Consider the following 1,459-nt stretch of genomic DNA (forward strand, 5'->3'; position numbering starts at 1 on the left):
CCGTGCCGTGGACGGCGCGGCGGCCGTCGCGTTCGTGGACGGCGTGTGGCGCGCGAAGCGGCTCGCCGGCAACGGCGCCGTGCCGGTCACGCCCACCTCCCAGCCGTGGCACCTCATGCCCGCGGCCACCGTGCTCGACCGGCTGGGCTCGACCCGCGACGGGCTGGCCGACCGCGAGGCCAAGCGCAGGCAGCGGACGTCCACCGGGCGGCAGGCCGTCGGCACCAGCCTCGGCAGCGCTTTCCTCGCCGAGCTGGCCAACCCGCTGACCCCGGTGCTCGCGGTCGGCGCGGCGGTGTCGGCGGCGGGCGGCTCACCGGCCGACGCGGCGCTGGTCGCGGCCGTGGTGGGCGTGTCCGCGCTGATCGGGAGCGTGCAGCAGGTCGTCACCGACCGGGCGCTGGCGTCCCTGCTCGGCCGCTCGGCGGTGCGCGCCACCGTGGTCCGCGACGGCGGCGAGCACGACGTGACGGCCGACGAGCTCGTGCTGGGCGACGTGGTCCGGCTCGGCGCGGGCGACGTGGTGCCCGCCGACTGCCGGCTGCTCGGCGCCGAAGGGCTCGAAGCCGACGAGTCGTCCGTGACCGGCGAGTCCCTGCCGGTGGCGAAGGACCCGGCGCCCGTGGTGGCCGCGGAGCTGGCCGACCGGACGTCGATGCTCTACGAGGGCACCACGATCGCGGCGGGCACGGCGCTGGCCGTGGTGGTCGCCACCGGGGACGCCACGGAGGTCGGCCGCAGCATGGCGGCGGCCCGGCGCAACGTGCCCACCACGGGGGTGGAGGCGCGGCTGGCCGAGCTGACCCGCAAGACGCTGGCCGTCGCGCTCGGCGCGGCGGCCCTGGTGACCGGCGCGGGCCTGCTGCGGGGCGTGCCGCTGCGGGAGAGCATGGGCGCGGCGGTGAACCTGGCCGTCGCGTCGGTGCCGGAAGGGCTCCCGTTCCTGGTCAACGCCGCGCAGCTGGCCGCGGCACGGCGGCTGGCCGAGCACGGCGCGCTGGTCCGCAACCCGCGCACGATCGAGGCGCTGGGCCGCGTGGACGTGCTGTGCTTCGACAAGACCGGCACGCTCACCGAGGGCAGCCTGTCCGTCAGCCGCATCGACAACGGCCGCCGCGGCGCCCGCCGCGGCGCGCTGGAGGACGCCCTGCGGCGCGTCTTCGCCGCCGCCGTGCGGGCGACACCGGCCGCCGACGACCCGGTGGACCTCGCGCACCAGACGGACCGCGCGGTGCTGGAGGGCGCGCGGCGCGTGCGCGTGGGCCCCACGACCGGCGCGCGGGGCTGGACGCTGGTCGAGGCGTTGCCGTTCGAGCCGTCCCGCGGCTACCACGCCACCGCGGGCCGGATGGGGAAGCGGCTGGTGCTGAGCGTGAAGGGCGCGCCCGAGGTGGTGCTGCCGCGCTGCGACCTCGACCCGCCCGCGCTGCGGCTGCTGGAGGAGCGGGTGCGCCGGCTC

General features: G+C 78.4%; 1 protein-coding gene. It reads left to right on the top strand.

Features of this window, described 5'->3' with window-relative positions; all coding sequences use genetic code 11:
- Positions 1-1,459: HAD-IC family P-type ATPase (locus ACFQ3T_RS36575; protein ID WP_380730746.1), on the top strand; the 1,459-nt coding region annotated here is incomplete at both ends.

It is taken from the genome of Saccharothrix hoggarensis (assembly GCF_042678885.1).
GTDB classification, from domain to species: Bacteria; Actinomycetota; Actinomycetes; order Mycobacteriales; family Pseudonocardiaceae; genus Actinosynnema; species Actinosynnema hoggarensis.